General features: G+C 62.9%; 18 protein-coding genes. 7 read left to right on the top strand and 11 right to left on the bottom strand.

The window, feature by feature from the left end; genetic code table 11:
- Positions 1–98: 98 nt before the first annotated feature.
- Positions 99–605 carry a S26 family signal peptidase gene (locus tag B1A78_RS15220; RefSeq protein ID WP_083734211.1) on the bottom strand — a complete coding sequence of 169 codons (507 nt, stop codon included), beginning with the start codon at positions 603–605 and terminating at the stop codon, positions 99–101.
- Positions 598–837 carry a helix-turn-helix domain-containing protein gene (locus tag B1A78_RS15215; RefSeq protein ID WP_077147777.1) on the bottom strand — a complete coding sequence of 80 codons (240 nt, stop codon included), beginning with the start codon at positions 835–837 and terminating at the stop codon, positions 598–600. The genes B1A78_RS15220 and B1A78_RS15215 overlap by 8 nt, the downstream gene beginning before the upstream one ends.
- On the opposite strand from B1A78_RS15215, the gene B1A78_RS23370 reads away from it, so the two are divergent.
- Positions 836–1,234 carry a hypothetical protein gene (locus B1A78_RS23370; RefSeq protein ID WP_372236887.1) on the top strand — a complete coding sequence of 133 codons (399 nt, stop codon included), beginning with the start codon at positions 836–838 and terminating at the stop codon, positions 1,232–1,234. The genes B1A78_RS15215 and B1A78_RS23370 overlap by 2 nt on opposite strands.
- Positions 1,235–1,270: 36 nt before the next feature.
- Here the strand turns inward: B1A78_RS23370 and B1A78_RS15205 are convergent, their stop codons facing one another.
- The 4 genes from B1A78_RS15205 to B1A78_RS15190 all read right to left on the bottom strand — a co-directional run bounded on the left by B1A78_RS15205 (position 1,271) and on the right by B1A78_RS15190 (position 4,513).
- Positions 1,271–2,344, bottom strand: a complete 1,074-nt coding sequence (locus tag B1A78_RS15205; RefSeq protein WP_077147778.1) for a PIN domain-containing protein — start codon at positions 2,342–2,344, stop codon at positions 1,271–1,273.
- 29 nt (positions 2,345–2,373) lie between these two features.
- Positions 2,374–3,198 (bottom strand): NYN domain-containing protein, encoded by an 825-nt coding sequence (locus B1A78_RS15200; protein ID WP_077147775.1) that lies wholly within the window; start codon positions 3,196–3,198, stop codon positions 2,374–2,376.
- The gene (locus tag B1A78_RS15195; protein WP_077147774.1) at positions 3,195–4,103 is read right to left on the bottom strand and encodes a HEPN domain-containing protein; all 909 of its coding nucleotides are present in this window, start codon (positions 4,101–4,103) and stop codon (positions 3,195–3,197) included. The genes B1A78_RS15200 and B1A78_RS15195 overlap by 4 nt, the downstream gene beginning before the upstream one ends.
- Before the next feature lie 86 nt (positions 4,104–4,189).
- Positions 4,190–4,513: a DUF736 family protein gene (locus B1A78_RS15190; RefSeq protein ID WP_077147773.1), complete on the bottom strand. Its 324-nt coding sequence runs from the start codon at positions 4,511–4,513 to the stop codon at positions 4,190–4,192.
- 427 nt (positions 4,514–4,940) lie between these two features.
- On the opposite strand from B1A78_RS15190, the gene B1A78_RS15185 reads away from it, so the two are divergent.
- Positions 4,941–5,234 carry a hypothetical protein gene (locus tag B1A78_RS15185; protein WP_077147772.1) on the top strand — a complete coding sequence of 98 codons (294 nt, stop codon included), beginning with the start codon at positions 4,941–4,943 and terminating at the stop codon, positions 5,232–5,234.
- A gap of 95 nt (positions 5,235–5,329) precedes the next feature.
- On the opposite strand, the gene B1A78_RS15180 is transcribed toward B1A78_RS15185, so the two are convergent.
- Positions 5,330–6,289: a 5'/3'-nucleotidase SurE gene (locus B1A78_RS15180; RefSeq protein WP_077147771.1), complete on the bottom strand. Its 960-nt coding sequence runs from the start codon at positions 6,287–6,289 to the stop codon at positions 5,330–5,332.
- 16 nt (positions 6,290–6,305) lie between these two features.
- Complete coding sequence (locus B1A78_RS15175) at positions 6,306–8,537, bottom strand: TonB-dependent receptor (RefSeq protein WP_077147770.1); 2,232 nt, start codon at positions 8,535–8,537, stop codon at positions 6,306–6,308.
- Between the two features lie 350 nt (positions 8,538–8,887).
- Here B1A78_RS15175 and B1A78_RS15170 point away from each other — a divergent pair, with 350 nt between their 5' ends.
- From B1A78_RS15170 to B1A78_RS15160, 3 genes are all read left to right on the top strand, one after another.
- Complete coding sequence (locus tag B1A78_RS15170; protein WP_077147769.1) at positions 8,888–9,703, top strand: IclR family transcriptional regulator; 816 nt, start codon at positions 8,888–8,890, stop codon at positions 9,701–9,703.
- 759 nt (positions 9,704–10,462) lie between these two features.
- Positions 10,463–10,978, top strand: coding sequence for a hypothetical protein (locus B1A78_RS15165; RefSeq protein WP_077147768.1), 516 nt, complete (start codon positions 10,463–10,465; stop codon positions 10,976–10,978).
- The gene (locus B1A78_RS15160) at positions 10,950–11,477 is read left to right on the top strand and encodes a hypothetical protein (protein ID WP_144037857.1); all 528 of its coding nucleotides are present in this window, start codon (positions 10,950–10,952) and stop codon (positions 11,475–11,477) included. Before B1A78_RS15165 ends, B1A78_RS15160 begins: the two co-directional genes overlap by 29 nt.
- 192 nt (positions 11,478–11,669) lie before the next feature.
- Here B1A78_RS15160 and B1A78_RS15155 read toward each other — a convergent pair whose 3' ends face one another.
- Positions 11,670–12,458 carry an SDR family oxidoreductase gene (locus B1A78_RS15155; protein WP_077147766.1) on the bottom strand — a complete coding sequence of 263 codons (789 nt, stop codon included), beginning with the start codon at positions 12,456–12,458 and terminating at the stop codon, positions 11,670–11,672.
- The gene (locus B1A78_RS15150; RefSeq protein WP_077147765.1) at positions 12,455–12,805 is read right to left on the bottom strand and encodes a nuclear transport factor 2 family protein; all 351 of its coding nucleotides are present in this window, start codon (positions 12,803–12,805) and stop codon (positions 12,455–12,457) included. The genes B1A78_RS15155 and B1A78_RS15150 overlap by 4 nt, the downstream gene beginning before the upstream one ends.
- A gap of 99 nt (positions 12,806–12,904) precedes the next feature.
- On the opposite strand from B1A78_RS15150, the gene B1A78_RS15145 reads away from it, so the two are divergent.
- Together B1A78_RS15145 and B1A78_RS15140 are read left to right on the top strand one after the other, a co-directional pair.
- On the top strand, positions 12,905–13,807 hold the full coding sequence (locus B1A78_RS15145; protein ID WP_077147764.1) for a LysR family transcriptional regulator: 903 nt from the start codon (positions 12,905–12,907) through the stop codon (positions 13,805–13,807).
- Between the two features lie 208 nt (positions 13,808–14,015).
- Positions 14,016–15,395 carry an alginate export family protein gene (locus B1A78_RS15140; protein WP_256838551.1) on the top strand — a complete coding sequence of 460 codons (1,380 nt, stop codon included), beginning with the start codon at positions 14,016–14,018 and terminating at the stop codon, positions 15,393–15,395.
- On the opposite strand, the gene B1A78_RS15135 is transcribed toward B1A78_RS15140, so the two are convergent.
- Complete coding sequence (locus B1A78_RS15135) at positions 15,378–15,740, bottom strand: hypothetical protein (RefSeq protein ID WP_077147763.1); 363 nt, start codon at positions 15,738–15,740, stop codon at positions 15,378–15,380. The genes B1A78_RS15140 and B1A78_RS15135 overlap by 18 nt on opposite strands.
- Positions 15,741–15,942: the final 202 nt, after the last annotated feature.

The following is a 15,942-nucleotide window of genomic DNA, read 5'->3' as shown; positions in this document are numbered from 1 at the left end:
GCGCGCCGAGGCTTCTTCGATGTGCGGCCGCCAGCGCTCGACCGGCTGCGCATGAACGGGCACCGCCGCGAACAGTGCGATCGCGGCCGCGAAGAGCTTCAGCGGAGCCACAGCGGCGTCGCCTTGCCGACGATGTTCGCTCGCGCGGTCGGGCCGAAATAGCGGCCGTCGAAAGAACCCGGGTCGTCCATCAGGAGGAGCATCGAGCCATTTCCGAGCGTCCGGCAACCGTGCCACCAGGGCAGCGGCCGCCCGGCGCGATCGGCGCGAAGCCGGGTCGCGGCGAGGCGTCCTTCGATGAAGATCCACGCTTCGAAGGCGCAAACCCGATCGCCCGGTCCGGCGGCAACGCGTTTGAGGAGCGGGACGTTCGCGGGCAGATAATGGCGCCGCGCCGCGAGCCCGCGCCACGGCGTGGGCGCCCATGCGACCACCATATCCCCGCGTTCGACGGGGGTATCGGGCGCGACGCGCCAGAGGCCGACCGGCGCACTGGCGCTCGCGTTCCACAGCAGGCGCGGACGCGGCGGCAGCGCCGTCGTCGCGATAAGTGCGGCGACGAGCGCAACGGTGCCGCCGGCGAGGAGGATCGCTCGGTTACGCATTGTCGCCCGCCTCGCCCACGCTCCGCGACCAGGCGTCGAGGTCGTCGATATGATAGCGGATGTGCCGGCTATGGCGCCGGAAGCGCGGCCCGGTTCCCGCGGTGCGATATTCCTGCAAGGTGCGCGACGATACACCGAGATAGTAGGCGGCCTGATCGGGGCTCAGGAAAGGCGAGCCGCTGCGCGCCTGCGCGGCGCGGGCATTGGCGGGATCGTCGGGCGGTTCGGCCATGGTCGGGCACCTCGATGTCGGGCGCGCCATCGCGCCGCGTGGTGCCATCGGTGGCTGGTTCGAACGGTCCCCGACAGGGTCGCAGACGCCGTATGGCGAAATCGACCCTGCCTCCGCATTGCAGAAATGTTCTTCTTATGTTCTATTTATAAGCCGTGCCGCACCATGCGGCGATTCGAGAGCAATGGAGACGAAAGTGCAGCACGATGTGCGGCTGCGCGCTGCCGCGCGCGCGATCTACGACGCCTGCTATCCAGGCGAGGAATGGGCTCCCGTCGGCTTCGAGGAAGCCGAGCGATGCGGAACAGTTCACTATCGGCAGGCGGTCGGCGCGGCACTCGAAGCCCGAGCGGCCTTAACCGCCCCTCTTCAGCCCCGACTTTTCGACACGCTGTGACTTCGCCTGAAAATCGGCCGGGCGGTGATTAAAACGCTATTTGTACATGTCCGGCGGATAGAGGGTCACATATTGGAAATCGCCGTTCCGGAACCGGAGCGCCTCAATTTCGTCAGCATTCCCTTCATCGACCGCGATCGACATGGCGACTTCGATCGTCAGCGAAACTTCTGTCTCCCCGCTTTCGTCCTCGAAGGGGATGAGCACCTTGTCCTCGGAATCATACATCGCTTCATCCCAGTTGGGATGGGTGAACGAAATCATCGCTTCGACCTCTATGGTGCCCACCACGAGGATCGAGCCGCCCGCTTCGATCGACTTGAAAGCGGTCAGCTTCGTAATCTCGACCGAATTGGCCGTGATCTCGTAGACTTCCGCGTCCATGACGTCGTCGCTCTGCAGCCCCCATGCGTTGAGTTCCTTGTCGACACGTGCGACCAGATCGTCCTTGTGGGCGGCGAAAAACGCATCGAGTTCGGGAGCGACCATCTCCAGCCCGAGCGACTTGAACAGCTCGGGCAGCGATTTCACAAGAGAGATATGGTCCGCCGATTTTACCGGACCTTCAAAATCTCCATCGCTCGATACGATGATCACCGGATGCTTTTTCGATGCCTCTCCTTTGAGGCACTCGAAGGCGAAGGCATCGGGAAACTGATCCTTTTTGCCGTCGCCGGCGAAAAACCCTTCCCCCGCCGCATAGTCGTCAAACACGATCGAAGGCTTCACATCGTCGATCTGGAGCGTCTTGGCCTCCAGCGACTTGAACATCTCCGCGGTCGATTTCTCGTAGACGGCCTTCAGCTTCTCGCGAAGCTCGGGCCGTTTGATGACGGGAAGAGCAACGCCGGTCGCGCCCTCGACGATCTTGCGGAAATGCGGCTGGCTGATCGCCTTGATCGTCTCGAAATCATTCTCGACGTGCTTTTTCGCTACTTCGGTAGTGGTGAGATCGGTCGTCAGCACCGAGATCAGTCCGGCCTCGACTAGGTCGACGACGCGCGCGATCTCCGGACCGCCCGGCGGTTTGCCCGCGCCGATCACGACATTCGCGTCGAGGAAGACTTTCGGCGTTTTCTTGATCGGTTTCTTGATTGGCTTCTTGGCCATCATAAGCTCCGGATCGCTGTCGCAGCGAATTACGTGGCGGGTTTCGCGGCTCGATCCTTGTTGCGCTTGTCGGCGACATAGCCCTGCCCGTTTTCCACCTTCACGATGTCGAAAAGCCCGGTCGCCGCGAACAGGGCGGGAAAATTCTTCGCGCCATAATTGCGCGGATCGATCGGCGCCTGTCGCTTCGCGGCGCTGCCGGCCGCCGACATCGACGCCCATCCGTCATCGCGCGCGACCGCTTCGACCGCACCGCGCAAAATCGTGACGAGGTTTGCGTCCATCGCAAGCGACTTGTCCGCCGTTTTTGCGGTTGCAGACTTTGCCTTCGCTGTCGGTTTTGCCTTTGCGGCCGGCTCGGGAGCGGGGTCGGATGATGCCGCGGGCGCCGCGGCTTCGAGGCTTTCGAGATACAGGAAAGCCGTGCAGGCGTTGACGAAGGGGCTCGGCGTCTTGCGTTCGCCAAAGCCGTAAACCTCATGGCCATTGGCCCGGAGTTGCATGACCAGCGGCGTGAAATCGGCATCGCTCGACGCGAGGCAAAAGGCGTCGAGTTTCTGGGTGTGGAGCAGTTCCATCGCGTCGATGACGAGCGCTATGTCGGTCGTATTCTTGCCGGTCGAGTAATTGAACTGCTGGATCGGCCGGATCGCGAAGTCGTGGAGCTTGTCCTTCCAGCCCTTGAGGCTGTCGCTCGCCCAGTTTCCATAGGCACGGCGAATGTTCGCGGTGCCATATTTCGAAAGTTCCGCGAGCATCTCACCGATCTTCGCGTGCGAGACATTGTCGGCGTCGATCAGCAGTGCGATCTTGCGGTCGGGCGTAACGCCCGACGGCTCGTCAGCCGCACTCACGGCAACGAGCCTTCCGCCAGACGCTTTACGGCGACGGCCTTCACCTCGGCCTGCAGCAGCTCGAGACGCTCGACGAGCCATTCGAGTTCGGGGGCGGTGATCTTGTAGTGGGGCGAGTAGCGCGCGTTGACGTAGGCCTGCTGGAGCAGCTCGAAGCAGCGACGACCGAACTTGCTGTCTCGCGGCCAGACCGGGATCAGATCGCGGGCGATGTCCTCCGATTTATCGCGCAGGAAATTGATCTTGTGCGATTTCGGGCTGTAGAGCGTCAGGACGTGCAGCACCGTGTGATAGAAATGCTCGGTGGCCTGATGCAGCAGGAAGGCCGCAAGATTATTTTCGCCGTCTTTGATCGCGTAACCGGCGTTCCGAAGGAAAGCACTAGCACTCTTAAACCACTTGTCGAAGTACGCCTGCGCCTCTTCCCTCGCCTCTTCGGGCGACAGCGGCTTCGGCGTATCGAAGGCCTGCGTGCCGAGTTCGTAAAGCACGATCCCGTCGCGCACGATATCGATGAAGAAAGGCCGTCCGCGCGAAAGCTGCTGGTTCACGTCGGTCAGGCTGTGGACGATCAGGCCGACCGGGGCCGAGAGCTTCTTGGTGACGCCATAGTCGCGCAAGAAGCGGTCCTCGGCCTTGTACCAGTAATCGACCGGATCGGTCAGCCGCTCGTCGTTGACGACGACGAGGATATCGTAATCCGAATAATAGCCGCCCACCGGATCGGCGACCCAGTCGCCGCGCGCATAGCTTCCGTAGAGGATGACCTTGAGGATGCGACCCTGCTTCTTCCACTTTTGCGTGGCGAGCGCGGTCGCATCTTCGAACTCGGCGAAGAGGATTTCGACGATGCGCGCAAGGTCCTGCTGCTTGCTGCCCGGAAGATGGTCGAGATCGGTTTTCATGTCTTTCGAATCCTAGCCGAATATTACGGTGTGACAACGAAAAGGGTAAGCCCCGCGCCCGCCGTGGCGGACGCGGGGTCCGACCGTCAGTCGGCCGGGTTCCAGATGACGGCGTAGGTGTCGTCATCGTCCTGACCCGCGGCCCGGCCGAGGTTCGCGTAGAGCCGGCGCGGACCGAATTCGGGCGCTGCGAGGCTCAGCGAGACATAGGTCTTGCCCGACACCTCGCCGATGCGCACCCATCCGGCGCCGATCTCGACGCCTTCGGAGAAAACCCGGAAATCGGGCTGGACGTCGTTACCCTTGCTGCGATTGGGGCTGATCTCGATGCTTGCGCGGATCGAGAGGGTCTTGAGCTGGCCAACGAAACCTTTTTCGATGGTGCCGTTCACAAAGCCGATGGCTGCCATTGTTCGTCTCCTTCATCGCTGCCGGAGACCATCCCCGGAGCGTGAGCAGAGACAGGACAGGCGCATGGAAACGGCGCGCACCCGCAGGGCCGCAGCGCATGCGGAGGGCGGAGCAACGGCGCTTTTTTGGACGCGGAACGCGGGCCGCGAGGAGCCCGCACAGCGGGCGGGGAAAAAAGCGACGGGGATCCGTTGCGCGGCGTTTCGCGCCTGGCCAGACGGCTCACTCCGGCGCCGGGATGATCGCCGGCGGTGCGTAGGGAACGAACCGCGGCTAAAGAAATAATGCTGAACGCTTCATCGAAATTGGCATGGCCAGCGGCGAATGATCGGAGCAAGGCTCAGCAGACAATCGCCGGATTCGCGGACGGGGCGGTCCGCCGTGTCCGGACATCGACCGGGACGAAGGATCGGACAGGGGGAATCAATGGACGGCAGGGCCGAGCTTCTGATCGCGAGCGAGCACGGCGATCTCGACGAGATCGCAGCGCGTAGCGCCGGCATCTGGATCGGGCTTTCGGTCGACGACGCCGCGCACGCCGCCCTGCGCCGCGACGGGCTCGATCCCACGGCGCTGCGACTGACGGGTCTCCATCCGTTCGAATTCGCCGCCGCACCGGACGGCGGATTGCAGGTCGTCGCGCATGCGAATGACAACGAGACCGCCGAGGCGCTGCTCGATCTGTTCCGCGTCTATTTTCTCAGGCGCCTGCTCGCCTGATCCCGCATTGGCGGTGCACGGCCGCGATGCAACGAGGCGAGCACCGCATAGCGGAACGCTCATCCGGCGACGCGGCTTTCAGCCCGTGGCGGCGCCTACTTCACGAGACCATCCAACATTTTCGCGATGTCCGTCCGTTCCCCGGCGGGCGCGTCGTAAGCGACCTGGATCACGCTGACGGCGATGTCTTTCGTCGCCACGACGGCCTCGTCGCCCTCCTCGCCGGGCGCCGGCGCCTGGTCCGAGACGCGGGCGAAGAGGCCCGGCAGCGGCGGCTGCCCCGCCGCCGACGGCTTGCCCATGGCCGCAGGGAGGTCCGCAACGAACTTCAGATCATATTTCATATAGGTCCCGATCTTCGCGAGTTTCCAGGCCGCGACCTCCGGCGCGTCAGGGAAATTGACGTTCAGCCCGGTCCCCGCGGGCAGCAAGGCGGCGCCATGCGACGCGGCCTCCAGCTTGTCGATCAATTCGAGCGACCGCTTCGCCACGAGCGTCGAGAGGGGATTCACAAGGTCCGCGCCGCTCGCGCTATTCTCTCCGGCGCTGAACGCGATCGCCGGAATAGCGCGCATCATCGCATATTGGGCGACGCTGACGGTCCCCGAGCTGACCACGATGCTTCCCGAATTCTGCCCGATGTTGGGACCCGACAGCACCAGGTCGGGGGCCTTCCCCCATCGCTCGTTCGCCACGACATCGACACCGTAGAGCATCGCCATCACCGGCGTCCCGTCGACATAATAGAAGTCCTTGCCAAGCCCGGCGCGGGTCATAGGCCCCGCCCCCGGATCGCCGGCCTTTGCAGCGCCGGCCACGCAATCGGCGGCCAGCGGCCCCAGCGGCTGCAGAAACTTGAGCGCGCCGCCCATGCCGCTCTGCTGCGAACAGGGAACCGCGACGATGACATCATGGCCTTCCGCTTTCAGCGCGTCGTATAGCGCCTTCACATTGGCCGTGAGACCATCGTCGTTGCCGATGACGATATTGCGCGCCGATGCGGGACTTGCAGACGCCAGCATCGCGGCAGCAAGAAGGGTCAAGCGAAAGGTCATGATAGTCTCCTGAGGATCAGAATCGGACGCGCGCTTCGAGGCCGTAGGTGCGCGGATCGTTGTACCGCGTCGTCGTGTTGCGACTGGCGACGCGGAAATCGAAATAATTATAGGTCGTGTTGGTGAGATTCTTCGCCCAGAGCGCGATGTCGAGCGTCCCGCCCCCGACATCGATGTCGCCGAGGGTGAGCCGCCCGTTGACCAGGAAGGCGCTCTCGGCCTTGTAGTTGACCGTGCTGTTGGCGAAATAATCGCCCGCCGTGTTCGCGTCGAAGTGGAGCCTGAGTTCACCAAACGAGAAGCGCGGGAAGGTATAATCGGCGGTCAGCGTCACCGCATGTTTCGGCGTGAAGGCCGAGCTCACCTCCTCGATCACGCCCGAGAAGATGTTCCGCACGGGTGTGGCAGGGGCATCGGTGTAGACATAATTGACACCGAAGAGCAGGTCGCGCACGGGCGCAAGCGTGAGGTCGACCTCGACACCCTTGATCCGGCGTTTCTCGGGCGCGTTCACGGTTTCGGTGTTCGAGACGAAGGCAGGGTTGATGAAATCAACCTGCTGGTTCGAAAGGCGGCTCGTATAGGCGGCAATGTTGAGCCGGGCGCGCCGGTCGAACAGGTCGGCCTTCAGGCCGGCTTCCCAGGCGACGAGTTCCTCCTCGCCGAACGGGCGCAGGATCGACGAGCGCGTGTTCGCGCCGCCGGCGCGATAGGCGCGGCTGACCTTCACATAGGCGTTGATGTCGTTCGAAAAATCATAGGCGATCGTCGCCATCGGGTCGAAGCGGCTCGAGTTGAACTCGAAGGCGAGGTTCGGATCGACGCCGCGGATGGCGGTCAGATAGCCGTCCTTGTGGTCGTCGGTATAGCGCGCGCCGACGGTTACGTGCAGGCCGAGCAGCGCCATCGGTGACCAGGTGACCTGTCCGAACAGCGCTTTCGATTTCACGTTCACCCGCGCCGCACGGTCAGGCGTATTCCCTACGCCGGAATCGGGTAGGATTTGCGGCAGCAGGACGATGCCGGTGTTCGTCGCATTCAACCGAGCAGAGGAGTAAACCGTCGCCTCATCGGCCCCATTCTCGTTGAAATAATAGCCGCCGAAAACATATTTGAAATCGCCCGCATCGCCGACGAACTGGAGTTCCTGGCTGAACTGATTCTGGTCGACCAGCGCATAGCTGAGGCGTCCGAACGGACGGTTCGGCCCCCAGGCGGTGACGCCGCCGGTATCCTGGTCCCACTGCACCGACTTCAAGTCGCGCCATGCCGTGATCGACCGGATCGTCAGCTTGTCGGCGACATCCCATTCGGCGATCAGCGAGTGGCCGCGCGCACGCTGCGGATTGCGGAGCACCGGCACGCCGATCCTTGCGGTCCGCACGCGTCCTTCGCGCAAGGTGATGAAGCTCGGACGCAGCGCCGCCGCCTGGTCGGTCGCGGTGATATCGCTGTAGTTGCTCGTCGATTTGTCGTGCGACTGATCATAGGAATAGAGGATCGAGAGATTGTCCGCCGGCTCCCACAGCGCCGTCGCCTTGAAGCCGTATTTGCGGATTTCCGAATAGTCGTGGAAATCGGGGTTGGGATTGAGGACCAGCCCCCCGCGGTCGCTGTAGAGGCCGTCGAGCTTGATCGCGATCCCGGCGATCCGCGGCAGGTTCACATGCGCCGCGACGGTGCGGCTGTCGTAATTGCCGATACCTCCCTTCACATCGACGCCGAATTCGCCGGTCGGACGCTTGGTGACGACGCTCACCGCACCGCCGATCGTATTGCGGCCGAACAGCGTGCCTTGAGGTCCGCGCAGGACTTCGATCCGCTCGATGTCGGACAATTCCATGCCGAGCCCCGAGACGCGGCCGACATAAACGCTGTCGATGTAGATGCCGACGGTCGGATCGCGCGTGACCTGCGTCGCGTCGACGGGAACAAGCCCGCGCATGCCGATCGAGACGGCCGACGCGCGGCCGAGGAAGGGCGAGATGCGGAGCGACGGGATGCCGCCGGTGAACAGGTCATTGAGCGAACTCACGCCCTTCTGTTCGAGTGCGTCCGAGCCGAAGGCGACGATCGAGATCGGCGTATCCTGAAGATTCTCCTCGCGCTTCTGCGCGGTCACGACGATTTCGGCGATCCCGCCTTCGTCGCTCGCGGCACCCGAAGTGGCGCTTTCCTGTGCCAGCGCCGCCGAGCTTGCCGTCGTCAGCATCACGGCCATCGCGGCGCGGATCAAATTGCGTTTCATCCTGTTCATCCCCTTCCATTGCCCGCCTGAGCGGGCGTGAAGCCCTGCCGGTTCTTCGCGGAACAAAGCGGTGGGGAAGCCGATGGCACCGGTCCGCTATCCTGCGGATTCACGCCGTCGATCCCGCCCTCTCCCGGCGTGACCCTGGTCTGCTCGCGACTTGGCGGATCTTCCGTCCGAGTCGGGCAGTGCATTTGGGGTGACGGCAATTTCGTCCAACGTCAATTGATATTGTCTCTTTATATAATACTTTGTCCCATTATACGGGACGCTAAATCAGTTCTAGGCCGGACGATTTGGGTGTAGCGCTATCGCGGGCGCGCCGAACGGTATGGCGGCAGGGAGGTTCGATGAGTGAAGCGCAAAGCAGTGCTGACGATGGGCGCGCGTCCGACGACGCCGATCCCAGGGGAGCGTCGCGCCCGGTTGGTCTCGCGCTCCGGCTCATCGAGCGCGTCGCCGAATGGCAGCCGATCGGTGCAAGCGATCTGGCACGACGCCTCGCCCTGCCCAAGGCGACCGTACATCGCCTGCTCCTCGCGCTGGAGACATTCGGCTGGCTCGAACGCGACGGCGGCAGCCGCCCCCTCTGGTCGGTTTCGATGCGACCGATTGCGGTCGGCGGCCGCGCGATCGAAAGGAAAAGCGGCCTGCGAATGGCCGCCCTCTCGGTGATGGATGCCCTTCGGCACCAGACGGGTGAATCCATTCATCTTGGATTGGTGGATGGGGAGAATATCGTGCTGATCGAGCGCATCGACGGTGTGAACAGCGTGAATATCTTCCTTCCCGTCGGAACAAGCTGGGATCTCAGCTGGTCGAGCAGCGGCAAGTCGGTCCTCGCGCACCTGCCCGAAGCCGAACTGGCAAGCTACCTGCAGACGCCCCGCTATCGGCGGAAATCGGAGACCGACATCATCCCGGCGACGGAGCTGCGTCAGGAACTTGCCGGCATTCGCGATCGCGGGTTCGCGATATCGGTCGGGGTTCCGCCCGCTGCCAGCAGCAGCATCGGAGCTGCCATATTCGACAAGCGCGGCAGACCTTTTGCGGGGCTATCGATTACGGGCGCGTCCGACCGCCTGCGCGAAGAGCAGCTTCTCGCGCTGGCACCGCAGATCACTGCCGCAGCGCGCCGGATTTCGATTGGCATGAGCATGGATTGATCGGCCGCCGCGAGGCGAACGTCCGAATAGCGGAAGGTCGAACCTGAGCGGCGATGACAGCGAAGAACTCGATCTGGAATGCGAGTTTAAGGTCACCGAAAGCGACCTTCAATAAGGACGTCCGCTGCTTCAAACGGCAGAACGGGACCGTTCCCGGAACAGTCGGCTCATCCCGGAGACAGTAAGCGCCCCCCAGTCTGCACGACCTTCATGCGCCGAGCCCGCTTCACGGCCGCGACGGATGCCGGCGGCAATCCGGTCGACGGGCAATATGAAGCCAAGGTTACCTGGACGTCGCCGTGACGGGACTTCAGCTTACAGGCGCGCCGTGACGATCGACGCCGCTCATCCTGATACTTTTTCGCGCAGTTTAGCCACTGATTGCGCGCAGCGCAGTCCGGGATAATCTGGCATCCTCGCTGCTCGCTTTCGCTGAGCCTGATCGCTAGCTGTCGCTCGGCTTTGGGGCGAGAAAAGATCGCGGCATCAAGTCACGTCTCCCACCGGTAGGGCGCGAGCTTTCCTCTTTACGGTCTCGACGAAGGCACGAAGAACGCTTAGCAGCCCGCCTCACCGATCAGCGTCGGCGCTTCGAAGCCAGCACGGTGACCGCAGAGATTTCACCAATAAGGGGTCGAAGAAGTGAAACATAGCAAGGATGAGGCTGTTTCTGAGGCTAACTTGCAGAGATCCGGGATACGGAAGCCAGGCATGATTTGCGCGGGGCTGATTGCTTGCGCCCTGAGCGCAACGCCCCCATTGCTGGCAGCCGACAGCCAATCAGTGCATGCCAGCGCAATCCCGGCGAGCCAGGATGAATTCCTGGGCAGGTTCATGGACTATTATGTGCGATGGGCGGAAGGAATAGAAGAACGCGGACAGGCGACAGGCGAAAGCCTGGATCCGGATCAGGCCCGCCTTGCAGCGGACATCGGCATCAAACACGCGGAGAGGGTGCGGCTGGTGTATGTGGATGAAGTACCCTTCCCGACCGACAACCCCGAGATCAGGGCTGCCGGCGAAAAATTCGGCTTTATCGGTCCGGGCATCATCAACAATGCGCAGGCCTTTGGATACACCATCTGGGTCCGCGAGGGCTTTTCGCTCGATCGGCCGCGGTTGGCGCACGAACTCGTGCATGTAATGCAGATCGAGCGGAGCGGCAGCTTTGCTGCCTATGCGAGGCAATATGTGCTGGAGCTGATGCAGTTTGGACATGAAAAGTCCCCGCTCGAACTCGAGGCCTATGATGCCAACAGAAGATATGCAGGCTGACCCCGCCCTTCGCGGCCCTGTCAGCTTCGCTAACATCCCCGCATTTCTTCGATTTGAAATCGGCCCGGCGAACCTGGAGATGGGCGGCGCACACGGCCATTACGCCCAGCTGGAACGATGTGTGTTCGCGCCCCTCAACGCGTTGCCAGACCAGCCGATCACTAGCTCGCCCGGCACTCTCGACGCGTTGACGGGCGTGCTTCTCATCGTGGATGCCGAGGATGGAGGTTCCGACTGGGTTGGAAGCATCCAAAGGAGCTTGTTTGCCGCCCGTGACCCGCACGCTGCCGATTATATCGTCAGGCTCGATCTATCACCATCAGCCTTTGACCGCTTCCTGGCAATGTCGACGGCGCGTCAGATGCTGTCGGGGCTGTCACTCGACTTTCAGAATATCGATGGTCCGATCGACGAAGATCCGCTCGATCGTCCTATTCCTTGGGATGATGTCCAATTTCCGCATGTTGCCTTGACCAACTTCATATTGCGCTGGACCTAAGCAGCGAGACCTCGCGTTACGCCCGCGGCATCATGTTGTGGCCTGTGGCGGACAGGCAGCGTCCAGGCTCGTCGCAAGATAAGCGGACATTCAGTCGCCGACCGTCTCGGTGTAACGAGATGCTCGGCAAGTGACTAAGGCCTGCCGCTCCCCGGCGTCCGCCCCGCCATGCAAGCGTCGGCGTCGATGACCTCAAACGGTTCGGACGGTGCCACCATCGATGACGAACTCGGCGCCGTGAATTGCGGCCGCGCGATCGGACGCCAGATAGGCGATGAGGTCGGCGACCTCGGCGGGCTCCGCCGGACGCCCGATCGGGATCCCGCCCAGACCATAGAGGACGATCTGCCGCGCGTCGTCGATCGTACCGCCATTGGCGGCCTGCAATCGCTCGAGCATGTGAACCGACGACTCGGTCAAGATCCAACCGGGAGAGACGCTGTTGACCCGCACGCCCTTCGGCCCAAGCTCTTTCGAAATCGACTTGCTGTAGGTCCGCAGCGCTGCCTTGGCGGCGGCGTAGGCCGTGGTCGACTCGGGAAGCGGCAGGACCGACTGGATGGAGGTGACGTGCATCACCGCGCCCGAACCGCGTTCGCTCATTTGCGGAACGAGGAGGCGATCGAGGCGAACGGTAGCCAGAAGATTGAGGCTCAGTTCGGCGAGCCAGTGATCGTCCGTCAGGGCGGCAAAGCCGCCACCCGGCGACGACGAGCCACCGATCACGTGCGCGAGGATATCGACACCGCCCATATGGGCGAGCGCCGCTGCGGCCAGCTTTTCCCCGCCCCCGGTCGTCGTCAGGTCGGCCCGGACGAACTCGACACCGGCGATCGGCTCGGGGTTGTCGCGGGCCGCGGTGATGACCCGGGCGCCGCCGGCGAGAAAGCGATCGACGGTGGCGCGGCCGAGACCCTTGGTGCCGCCACTGACGAGCACGCGCTTTCCTGCAAATTCGGTCGGGTCAGCCTGGATGCTCACAGCGTGATCTCCAGCGTCTTGATGGTTTCGTTTTCGAGGCGGAAGGCGTAGGTGAAGCGGATCGGGCTGCCTTTGAAATCGCCATGGGCAGGACCTTCGACAACAATCTTGCCGTTCTCATGGCGAAGGTCGTCGGGTGCGAAGATCGCTTTCACGGCCGCGACCTCCTCTTCGAACAAGGTCCTGAGCGCTGCCTGACCCGCGTGCGGACGACCGATGTCGAAGAGCACCGCATCGGCGGCAAAGGGCTTGAGCATGGCGTCAACGTCGAGCCGTGCGTTGGCCGCGAGATAGTCGGCGATCGGCGTCGGCAGCGCATCGAGCAGCACGGGGACACTGGTCTGCATCTTACGTCTCCTTCGGTTTGGCTTGCCTACCAATTAGCGATCAACCATTATTCCGATAAGTAGGCCAATGTTGGATGCAGTGATGAAGGATGCAGGACAATGGATCGACTGGCGCTTCGGGATTTCGATGCCGTCATCGCTGTGGCGCGGCGCGCATCCTTCCGGCAGGCGGCGATCGATCTGGGTATGTCGACGACCGCGCTCAGCCACATGATCGCGCGGATCGAAACCGAGCTTGGGGTGCGGCTGTTCAACCGGACGACGCGGAGCGTGGCGCTGACCGACGCTGGACGGATCTTCGTCGATCGCCTGGGCCCCTCGCTTCAGGATGTCCGCGAAGCGATCGAGATCGTCCGCGAGCGCCGCGCGACGCCGACAGGAGTGCTGCGCATCAACGCTCCGCCCTTCGCGGCGCGCTCGCCTGTCTTCACCGATCTGGTCCTCGAATATGCCCGCCGCTACCCCGACATGCATGTCGATCTGGTGACCGAAGGGCAGCTGCGCGATATCGTCGCCGAAGGGTTCGATCTGGGCGTCCGCGTCGCCTCGCTCGTACCCTCCGACATGATCGCGCTGTCTCTTGGCGAGCCCCAGCGCTTTGCCGTCGTCGCCTCACCAGCCTATCTTGCCGTTCGACCGCGTCCGCTGGTGCCGACCGATCTTCCCGGCCACGCTTGCATCCGCATTCGCCTCCCCGATGGCTCGCTTTACCGTTGGCGTTTCGCAAAGGGCGGAGACACGGCGCAGGTCGAGGTGAGCGGTCCGATGACCTTCGACGACCTTCCCTTATCGCTTGCGGCGGTCCGGGCCGGTGCGGGCATCGGCTTCTTTTTCGAACAGGACGTCATGCAAGATATCAAAAGGGGGACGCTCGTCCGCCTGCTCGAAGACTGGACACCGCCCTTCCCCGGGCTTTGCCTCTATTACCCCGGGAGGCGTCACCCTTCAGCCGGTCTCTCCGCATTTCTGTCGCTAGCGCGGGAAATAGCGAAGAGGGATTAGCGGCAGCTGGCCGGTTGCTGACGGCCCGCTTCGCGTCGCAACGGTTCGAAAAGCCGCCATTGGCTGGAGAATAACTTAACTTCCTTGCCGCCATGAATTTGCCCATCTAACTACGTCGGACCGGGGCGAAGCAACCTCCCGGACAAGCGCAGCGTGCGCTCAAGCGTTGCCTTTTGGTCTCCGCGACTGCGGGGATGAGGAGGTTTGTTTGAAGCGCTTTTCTTTTGCTGCTCTGCTGCTCGTTGCCACCCCCGCCTATGCCGAAGACGGTTTGACGCTGAGCGCTAACACGCGCCTGCGCTACGAGACGATCGAGGGCCAGCCGCGTGCGGGCTTCAACGAGTCCGACGATCTCTTAAACATTCGCACAATCGTGACGGCCGAATATCGCACCGGACGGTTGAAGCTCGGCGCCGAGCTCTACGACAGCCGCGTCTATGGCGGCGACGCCGGGACACCGATCACCACGGGCGAAGTCAACACCCTCGAACTGGTGCAGGCCTATGTCGGCTATGAGGCGCCCGACGCTTTCGGACCGGGGGCAAAGCTCGGGCTCCAGGCCGGCCGTTTCACGCTCAACCTGGGGTCGCGCCGGCTGGTCGCCGCCGACGACTATCGCAACACGACCAACGGCTATACCGGCATCCGCGCCGATCTCGCCCTGCCCGACGACCTGTCGGCGACACTGATCTACACGCTGCCGCAAGTCCGGCTTCCCGACAATCGCCCCGACATCGTCGACAAGAGGGTCAAATTCGATCGCGAGAGCTTCGACCTTGTCCTGTGGGGGGGGCTTGCCACGAAGAAGCTCAGGGGAAAGCGCGGCGCCATCGAGCTCTCCTACTTCCATCTCCGCGAACGGGATTCTCCGAAGCTCGCGACGCGCAACCGTTCGCTCGATACGGTCGGCCTGCGCCTCTACCGCGATCCTGCTGCCGGGCGCGCCGATTTCGAAAGCGAGACCTTCTATCAGTCGGGATCGGTCCGGACGTCGCTCGCGCCGACCGCGACCAGGCTCGATGTCTCGGCGTGGTTCACGCATGCCGAGGCTGGTTACACCTTCAAGCACCCATGGTCGCCGAGGGTCGCGCTCGAGTTCGACTATGCCAGCGGCGACGGGCGCGGCGGCAAGTTCACGAGGTTCGATACGCTGTTCGGCATGCGGCGCGCCGATCTCGCGCCCGCCGGCCTCTATAATGCGGTCGGCCGCGCCAACATCATCTCGATGGGCCTGCGCGTCGAGGCAACGCCAAGCAAGAGGCTGGATGCCTTTGCTGCCTATCGCCCGCTCTGGCTCGCCTCGCGCTATGACAGCTTCTCGACCACCGGCGTTCGCGACACATCCGGAAACTCGGGACGCTTGGCCGGTCACCAGATCGAAGCGCGCGTTCGCTACTGGCTGATCCCAAGCGCCTCCGCCTCGAATGGAACGGCCTGCTGCTCGCCAAGGGGCGATTCCTGCGCGATGCGCCGAACGCTCCCAATGGCGGAAACACGCTATATAATTCGTTCAACGCCACGATCGGCTTCTAGTCGCGGTGCCTGGCAACGTCCTGCGGGATTTTGCGATCTAGGACACAGCCGCTGATCTGCGGCGCGCCCTTCGCATGCCCAGGATCATCGCTTCGATATCGTTCCGATGCCGAAAACCGAGCAGCGTCAGATAGATCGAAAGAAAAAGCATTCCGCCAAGTACCGCTACCAAGCCAAGCGCAAGTCCGCCCAAGGTGAAGTCGTTGCGCCACGCGGTCCAGAGTCCAGAGAGCAGCAGGAACGTAAAGAAGTCGAAATTGAACTGCCCAGGCCACGCCATGGCGGCCATGTCGCCGAAGAATATCGGTAAGAGGTTCCATCCGTGCGCGCTTATCGTGACCCCGGTATAAACGAGTATCGACAGCGTGCACGTCACGAGGAAAGCCCTGAACCAGACCATGATCCCCTCCCACTTTAGCTTCGGTGCATGTCACGGAATCACAGTTTGCGTTCACTGACAATTACCCGCCAGTTCAATTGGCACTCAACGCCGCCCCGCCTCATTCGCAAAACCAAGGAATTCCTTGACTTTTTGAATGGGTGGCTGCATAAGTAGCGGGCTAACGTCGCCTGCGACGGAATTTTGATGCCCTTACCGGGGT

The organism is Sphingopyxis sp. KK2 (assembly GCF_001990265.1).
In the GTDB taxonomy this organism is placed as follows: domain Bacteria; phylum Pseudomonadota; class Alphaproteobacteria; order Sphingomonadales; family Sphingomonadaceae; genus Sphingopyxis.
The sequence above is the reverse complement of the archived record's forward strand: the minus strand, read 5'-3'. Positions and strand labels throughout refer to the sequence as shown.